Source organism: Amycolatopsis thailandensis (assembly GCF_042723255.1).
Lineage (GTDB): Bacteria > Actinomycetota > Actinomycetes > Mycobacteriales > Pseudonocardiaceae > Amycolatopsis > Amycolatopsis thailandensis.
The window spans coordinates 1-7,794 of the sequence record NZ_JBHXJK010000235.1 but is presented as its reverse complement, the minus strand read 5'-3'; the positions used below and the strand labels follow the sequence as shown (position 1 = coordinate 7,794).

8 protein-coding genes are annotated in these 7,794 nt (G+C 67.2%); 4 read left to right on the top strand and 4 right to left on the bottom strand.

Features of this window, described 5'->3' with window-relative positions:
* Positions 1-143: 143 nt before the first annotated feature.
* A complete protein-coding gene (locus ACFWMR_RS41810; protein ID WP_378382408.1) occupies positions 144-1,025 on the bottom strand; it encodes a class I SAM-dependent methyltransferase in 882 nt (293 codons plus the stop codon).
* 329 nt (positions 1,026-1,354) lie between these two features.
* Between ACFWMR_RS41810 and ACFWMR_RS41805 the strand changes: the two genes are divergently transcribed.
* Positions 1,355-1,795, top strand: a complete 441-nt coding sequence (locus ACFWMR_RS41805; protein ID WP_093932198.1) for a hypothetical protein — start codon at positions 1,355-1,357, stop codon at positions 1,793-1,795.
* A gap of 326 nt (positions 1,796-2,121) precedes the next feature.
* Entirely contained in the window at positions 2,122-3,144 is a 1,023-nt protein-coding gene (locus ACFWMR_RS41800; RefSeq protein ID WP_378382407.1) for a hypothetical protein, read from the top strand.
* A 393-nt stretch (positions 3,145-3,537) separates the two neighbouring features.
* Here ACFWMR_RS41800 and ACFWMR_RS41795 read toward each other — a convergent pair whose 3' ends face one another.
* Together ACFWMR_RS41795 and ACFWMR_RS41790 are read right to left on the bottom strand one after the other, a co-directional pair.
* The gene (locus ACFWMR_RS41795) at positions 3,538-4,959 is read right to left on the bottom strand and encodes a WXG100 family type VII secretion target (protein ID WP_093932195.1); all 1,422 of its coding nucleotides are present in this window, start codon (positions 4,957-4,959) and stop codon (positions 3,538-3,540) included.
* A complete protein-coding gene (locus ACFWMR_RS41790) occupies positions 4,956-5,294 on the bottom strand; it encodes a type VII secretion target (RefSeq protein WP_378278328.1) in 339 nt (112 codons plus the stop codon). The genes ACFWMR_RS41795 and ACFWMR_RS41790 overlap by 4 nt, the downstream gene beginning before the upstream one ends.
* A gap of 186 nt (positions 5,295-5,480) precedes the next feature.
* Here ACFWMR_RS41790 and ACFWMR_RS41785 point away from each other — a divergent pair, with 186 nt between their 5' ends.
* On the top strand, positions 5,481-5,843 hold the full coding sequence (locus ACFWMR_RS41785; protein WP_093932193.1) for a VOC family protein: 363 nt from the start codon (positions 5,481-5,483) through the stop codon (positions 5,841-5,843).
* A gap of 5 nt (positions 5,844-5,848) precedes the next feature.
* On the opposite strand, the gene ACFWMR_RS41780 is transcribed toward ACFWMR_RS41785, so the two are convergent.
* Complete coding sequence (locus ACFWMR_RS41780; protein WP_378382406.1) at positions 5,849-6,784, bottom strand: zinc-binding dehydrogenase; 936 nt, start codon at positions 6,782-6,784, stop codon at positions 5,849-5,851.
* 92 nt (positions 6,785-6,876) lie between these two features.
* Here ACFWMR_RS41780 and ACFWMR_RS41775 point away from each other — a divergent pair, with 92 nt between their 5' ends.
* Complete coding sequence (locus tag ACFWMR_RS41775) at positions 6,877-7,473, top strand: TetR/AcrR family transcriptional regulator (RefSeq protein WP_093932191.1); 597 nt, start codon at positions 6,877-6,879, stop codon at positions 7,471-7,473.
* Positions 7,474-7,794: the final 321 nt, after the last annotated feature.

Below are 7,794 nucleotides of genomic sequence, written 5' to 3'. Positions count from 1 at the left end.
CGGGGGGGGGGGGGGGTGTTGAAAAACCAATTTCCCAACTGTTTTTGTTGGCCTTTGTGTTTTACACCACGTCCCGGCGGGACTCGCCGCCGCAGTCGATCTCGGTTCGCTGACTGTGACATCCGTGCGTTCATTCGACCGGCTCAGTCGGCTTCGACGGACACCGCGGGCCGCTGGGTGGGCTCGGGGACTCGCGCTCCCGTGGGGAATTGCGCGACGACGAGATATCCGGTGCCGAGCCAGCGGCGGGCCCTTCGGCTCACCGTCCGTTCGGGGGCATACCGCCATCGATACGACCACGGCCGGATCAGGCGATCGAACGGCGGGACGAACGCCGTGATGTCGTAGAACACGACGTCGTGCGGCCGCAGACCCGATTCCCGCATCCGGCCGACCAGCCGGAAAGCAGGCAAGGCGTGGATACCGCTCTTGTCCGCGCGATGCCTGCGTTCCTCCGGGACACCGGAAAGCCCTTCGATCCGGCCGAGCAGGCGCCGCGCCGGCCAGAACACGCCCCACTCGAACAGACGGTAGGGGCTGAGCGGGTTGAGCATGGTGATCACGACGAACCCGCCGGGCTTCGTCACGCGCGCGATCTCCCCCAGGGCGCGGTCGACGTCGACGTACTCCAGCACGCCCATCGCCAGCACGATGTCGAAGCTGTCGCGGGGAAACGGCAGTTCGTCGATGTCGGCGACATGCAGCCGGACCTTGTCGTCGTCGCGCAGTCCGCGCGCGGCGAGGTCGATCATCGCGGCGGACTGGTCGCAGGCGGTGATCCGGAATTCGCCGCCGTCGGCGCCGAGCAGATGATGGACCATCATGCCCGGACCACACCCCACATCGAGCAGCTCACCGGACGGGAACGACCGCAAAGTCTCCGCGATGGCGTACAGCCGCGACGCGAAATAGCGCTCACTCGGACCGGAACGGTAAGCCCGCGCGTAATCGGCGGCGAAACGGGCATCCTGATAGTGAAGCCGGACGTGTCGTCCGCGAGCGGAACGGTTGGCTCGACCGAACACCTGCTTACCTCCATGACTTTGTCAGGCTTCGTAAGCGATCCCGGGAAATCCATCGACCACGTCGAGAAGGTTCGGCGTTCCGTTACCAATTCTCAGAATGTGCGGAACAATTCCGACTCGCGAAACAAAGGCGATCAACAGTTCGCACGAGCAGGAATAAGACAGCCGACCTGCGCCGATCTTCGAAACCCGAGCTCAGGATTCAAGATTAACGCAAGGTATTTCGAACGGTAAAGGGGCCAATATTTCTTGCCTTTTCCTCGAACTGCTCCGGCGCCGGACGCCGACGCGGTGCACCGGGCCGCGGCCGGTCGGGCTAGTTTGCTCGGGTGAGTCTTCTTGATGATGTGGCCGAACGCGACGGCTGGCGATGCTGGGTGTGTGACGAACCGGTCGACCCGGACATGTCGGTGAACGACCCGCGAGGGCCCAGTGTCGACAGCCGGACCGCCGACCGGAAGGCCAAGATCGCCGAACGGCTGGCGCACCGCGGGTGCAACACCCGCAAGGGCGCGGTGAAGGTGGTGATCGCCTGGCCCGATCGCCTGCACGTGGTCGAACCCGCGCCGCTGATCACCGTCGCCGGGCGGCTGGAGCGCAAGGGCGGCCGCGAGATGGTGGCCCGTTGCCCGACCAGGCAGGACGCGCAGGAGGCGGCGGATTGGCTGGTGGACCGGTTTTCCCGGCTGGTACCGGGAGTACCGGTGACCGCGAACGTCGAACCGGGTGGCGGCCAGTTCCTCGTCATCCTGGCCGCCGGCCGCCGCTGACCGCCGAACTGGTGGCTTGCCCGTAACGTCGTCCCCTCCCGTCCCGACTACGGACGACCACCGACCGGGGTGACCGACCCGTCGGCCAAGCCCGTGTCGGGGGTGACGAAGACATGAATCTCCCCACTGTAGTGAGCCTGATAAGCGTGACTGTCGCCCTCATCGGGCTTCCCGCGACCTGGGCGAACTGGAGACGGCACAGGAGCGAACGATCCTCGGAGCGCTTCCTTCGCGTAGCGGAGCACGTTCACGGAAAACAGGCTCGCCTCCACAAGCTCACCTCGTCGGCCGCGCGACCGGAGTGGACCTGTCACGCGGACGTCCCGATGCTCACCAAGGCCGGGTGGATCCTTTCCGCTCCGGCTTCCGTGGAAGACGTCCGGCTGGAGTGGGAGGACGGCTCACCTCCAGGCGATCGCTTCGGCGAAGCGAAGGCGCGGGCACGCCGCTTGCTGCCGTGGCGAACGGGTGCCGAGCGCTATCCCGCGTACAGCAGTGCCTTGGTTCAGCTGGCGGGCCGTTCGCAGCTCTATGACGGTGACCTGTACCGGCCCACCGCCATCGCGGGCGAGGCGAACGGTATCCGGTTGCGGTTCACCCAGGGTCGATATTTCGAACACCTCGACACCACCGAGATCCTGGCCTACGAGGCCGCGTCGAGAGATCTCGCGGGCCGCACCCCCGCCGACGGCCGGTACCGGCGCTGGTTGAAGGATCCTTTCGACCTGACTCGGCGTTCGACCGGCCTCGGCACGGTCACTCTGACGATCCGTACCGCCGCCGGATCAGCGGGCTTCTACATGCACAAGCGCGACGCGGACCAGTTGGCCGTCGGCGCGGGTGTCGTGCACGCCGTCCCCGCGGGCGAGTTCACGCCGTCCGACATCGGCCTGGAAGCCATACGCGCGGACTTCGACCTCTGGCGCACGGTCATGCGGGAGTACGCGGAAGAATTCCTCGACTTGGAAGAGGCTTATGGCCGCGGTGGACGGCCGTTGGACTACGACCACGACTGGCCCTTCGGAAGCCTCAACGAGGCCCGCGAATCCGGCGGCCTGCGTCTCTACGTGCTCGGTGTCGGCCTCGACGTGCTGACCTGGAAGCCGGAGTTGCTTCTTGTCTGCCTCATCGACGAGACCGTGTTCGACCGGATCTTCGCCGGCATGGTGACCGCGGGGAAGGAAGGCACGATCATCGCCGGACCTCGTGGCAACGGTATTCCGTTCGAGTTCTCCAACATCAGCCGCTATGTCGACAGCGAAAACACGCGCGGCGCGGCCAAGGCGTGTTTGACCCTGGCTTGGCGCCATCGCGCGGCGCTGGGCATCGTCTCCGACGTTGACTCCTGACCACCGGGTCACTCAGGACAAGAGACGCCGGGCCTGCCCCTCGTGGACGTCGCTCACCCACTCCCAGCCGGGTTTGGCCGACGGGCCGACCCGTGGCCGGGGAACGGGTGAGTGGCTCCGCGCGACACCGGAACTCGGGCGCCGACTGTGTGGATTTTGGTGCGTTGGACGCTCAGAAATCCACACAGTCCTGGCCGTGACCGGACCGGTCACGGCCAGGTGGTCCGAGAGGCTTGAGGGGTGTGTGGAAATAGGGGACATTCAACGTCCCTGTTTCCACACACCTCTCACCCTGAGTGACATCTCACGCTCTCGCCGGCCGCAACGACCCGAAGCGCTCCAGCGGCACCCGACGTCGCGAGCGCGACGCTCGTGACACTCACCGGAACCGGGTCAGGGCACCTCGTAGAACTTGTCGTAGTGCCCCGGCGCGTAATAGAACTTGTCGTTGTCGTCCTTGACGATGCGATCCGGCTTCGGCCGCTGGTTGTCCGGCAACGGCTTCCCGTTGAAGTCCGTGTACTCGTCGGCGTCCCGGATGGGTTTGTTGTCGTAGCGCGGTGTCGGGTGGACGTCGAACTCGTAGTACTTGCCGTCGTACGGCTTCGTCGGCTTCCCGTCCGGGCCCAGCGGTTGATCGGCGGGTTTGTTGCTGTCGCTCATCTTGCCGTTGTGCGGGAGCCTGCCCTCGTTCCCGATCTTGCCGCCGGCCTGCCCGTGGTTCCCGTAGATCCGGCCGCCCCACGTCGAGCCCGCGCCGGGAGTGGGCTTGTTCCCCAACCCAAGCGAGTTGAGCTTGTTGTCGTCCACCTTGTCGTGCCAGGCACCGAACTGGCCGCTGTCCTTGTGGTCGAGGATCCACCGCTTCATCTTCTGCGCGGCGTCCTTCTGCGCCTGGGTGAGATCGTCGAACTTCCCGAGCTGGGGCGAAAGCTCCGGCGGCTTGTCCGGCTGCGGCTGGGGCTTCTTCCCCTTGCCGCCGCCTCCCCCGCCACGGGTTCCGCTGTACTCCCCGCCACCCGGCTTCGGGCCACGGGGCTTCCCCGCGGGACCGGTCTTGCCCGCGTCGATCTTGCGAAGCGCCTTCTCCGCTTGGGCGAAGATGTTCTTCGCCTTCTTCATCAGCGGCGCGAGCGCGCTCATCGCCTTGACCAGCTTCGTGACGACGGAGGCGATCTTGGTCGCGGTCTTCGCGATGGCGGCGGTGACCTGGGGCAGCACCCAGGTCATGCCGAGACCGAGCGTCGCCAGCACCTGGAGCGCCCAGCTGATCAGCCTGGCGATCAGTTCGGCGATGGTGTCGCGGACCAGGGTGCGGACCGCGGTGACCACCTCACCGCCGATCCGGGTACCGGAGGACGCGCCACCGGCGGCCTGCTGGCAGGCGCCGATCAGGGCCGCGACATCCGCTCCCCGGGTTCGGTAGGCGTCTCCGGCCGTGCCTGTCCAGTTCGCGGTCTCGGCGACGACCATCGCGTCCAGGTCGGTGCCGATCGAGGCGAGTTCGTCGGCGACGTTCTGCCAGGTCTCCGCGTGCGCCGTGATCTCGTCCGGGTCCCCGGCGAGCGCGTCGAGCGCCTCCTTGAGGGGGCCGACGTGCTCCATCAGCCAGCCGACCCCGGCGGCGAGGATGGTGCCGAACGGGTCCATGGCGGCGGACACCGCGTCCATGGCGGTCCCGAAGGCGCCGACCGCGACGGACGCCCAGTCACCGCTCTCGATGGACGCTTTGAGCTCGGTGGCGGATTCGAGCAGGGGGACGCCGGACACCGCGGTGGTGGAATCCTTCGGCGTGGCGACGAGAGGGTTGGTCATGCCTGGGCCTTCTTCATCGGCGTCATCGGGATCGCGGCCTCGTACTGCTTGAACATCTCGACGCCGGCGGCGTCCTGCCCGGCATAGGACTGCTCGGCCGTGCGCAGGTTGGCGGCGGTCGCCCGGACGCCGTCGATCGCGGCCTTGATCGAGTCGATCGTCTTCTCCTCCGCCGGATTGATGAACGGCGGCACGAACGCGCAGATCAGACCGTAGGCCTCGTCCGACATGGCCGCGGTGTTCGCCGCCGCCAGCACCGTGTCCAAGCGCTCGGCTATCCCGTCGACATTGGCCGCGTGCTTGCCGATTTCCGCGGGTACGACCTGAAAACTCATCTGCCTTGCCTCCCGGAGCGACCCGGACGAGAGCCCGTCGCTCCTTCTGAATGATCACTGCGCGGCCACCCTGTCATCGCGCGCCGACGCGCGTGGGCGCTCTGCTCGAACAGGCACCGTTCGATGCACGAACGGGCAACCACGTCAGCCGCGTCCGGGTTTCGGCGCGGTGCTAGCGTCTCTTCGATGAGCGTCGATTTCCTCGGTCTCCGCACGGTTGTCTACCCGGCACCGGATCTCCAGGCCGCCAAGAAGTGGTGGACTTCGGCACTGAACATCGAGCCGTACTTCGACGAGCCGTTCTACGTCGGTTACGCGGTCGCGGGCTACGAACTCGCGCTCGACCCGAACGGCGATCCCGGCGCCGGCCCGATCACCTATTGGGGCGTCGAGGATGCCGAGGCCGCCGAAGAGGCCATGCTCTCCGCCGGGGCGACTTCACATTCCGGCGTCAAAGAGGTCGGCGGAGGCATCAAGGTCGCCATCGTCCGCATCCCCGACGGCAATCTCGTCGGCCTGATCTACAACCCCCACTTCAAGGCCGAATAGCCGGCTCAGACGATGTCCAGCACCGCTTTGCCGTGCAGGCGCCGGTCGAGCAGGGCCGTGACAGCCTCACCATAGGAGGTCCACGCCGCCCGCATGCTGATTCCGGCGTCGAGCCGGCCCGCGGCGATCTCGGCGGCGAGCCAGGTCAGGTCCGCGGAGAAGTCTTCGGCCGCGTCTGCCAGCAAGAAGTAGGTGCGGATCGACCGGTCGTGCCGTCCGTCGGTCGGCGTCAAAGCCGCCGCGGGGAAGATCGAGTCCGCTCCGGACGACCGGCCGACACTCACCACCGTTCCGCCCGCCTCGACAGCGGCGAACGCGTCCACGAGCTGCTGCCCTCCGACGTTCTCCAGCACCGCGGCCACGGGCCGCTCCACCTGGGCGGGGTCGGCGTGCACCTCGTGCGCGCCCAGCGCCCGCAGGCTTTCCTCGACCGCGGGGTTCCCGCTGATGGCGACGACTTCGGCACCCGCCCGGGCCGCGAGCTGGATCGCGTAACGGCCGACACCGCCGGAGGCGCCGGTGATCATCACCCGGCGGCCGAGCAGCTGTCCCATGCGGCGCAACACCTGCAACGCGGTCAGACCGGCGACCGGGATCGTGCTCACCGCCCCGAGGTCGGCGCCCTCCGGCACGATGCCGAGCCGCGTCGCCGGGACCGCCCGCAGTTCGGCCCACCCCGCGGTCTCGCCCAGCGTGACCACCGGCGTCCCGGCCGCGGGCCCCGAACCGTCGGCCGCGGCCTCGATCACCACACCCGCCGCGTCCCAGCCGATCAGGGCGCCGTCCGGAGTCGACGGGTCGGTCGCGCCCTTGACCTCGCCGTAGTTGAGGGAAACCGCCTCCACCCGGACCAGCGCCTCGCCGGGCGCGGGTACCGGATCGGCCACGTCGGCCTGGGAGAGATGGGCCTTCGCGGTGTGGTCCACGACAAGTGCGCGCACGATCTGATCTCCTCCACTTAAAGTGCCACAGTGTGGCGTTTGCTCCATTGAAGCATATGCTCGCCTGAGGCGGGTCGGTTAGACTTCGGCCCATGACGACGTCCGGGGAGCCCTCGACACTGCGCGAGCGCAAGAAGCTGCGTACTCGCCAGGCCCTGGCGGAAACGGCGATCTCACTGTTCGGAGAGCACGGATTCGACGCCACCCCGCTCGACGCGCTGCTGGACGAGGTGGAGGTGTCGAGGCGGACCTTCTTCCGCAACTACCGCTCGAAGGAGGACGTCGCCCTCACCGCCGTCAAACAGCTCTGGAGCGATTTCCTCGTCACACTGGACGAAACCGGGAAGTCCGGGTCGCTCGTGGACGTTTTCCGCGACGCTCTGCTGACCACACTGGACCGCATGGACGACGACTGGTACCAGCGCTTCCCCGCGACGCTCAGGCTGGTCGACCAGTCGGCCTCGCTGAACGGCCATTCGCTGCGGCACTGCGCGGAGATCCAGACGGAGGTCGCGCACCGGCTCGGCGACCCGCGGGATCTCGAACTGCGCATGCTCATCGAATTCTGCGTGGCCACCTGGCGGTGCGCACTGGACGAATGGCTGCCCGAGTGCGCCCCCGGCGAACTGCCGGGCCACGTGCGGCGCGCCTTCTCCGCCATGCACGACAGCCTGCTCCTGCGAGCGTGACCGCCTTGCCGCCGAAACTGTTCGACGCGGGGTCATGAGCGGCGATTCGGATTATTGGGCGATAAGCCAAATATGGCATGGTCGATCCTGCCGCGCAGGCCTTCTTCGCTACCCGAGGACATGGTTCCGGACTGGACGGCGACCAGGCGCGCCCCGGGCGTCCACACGGGACGGCTGAGTGTCCGATTTACGGCCATATGAGGCTTTCCATGGGGGTCGTGAGTGTTAAAGAGGGTTCTATTGAGGGGTAAGGCAAAGGTGTCTTGCTAGAGGTGCTGTCCGTGAAGGCCTCCTTGAGGGACCCTGGGTCCCTCAAGGAGG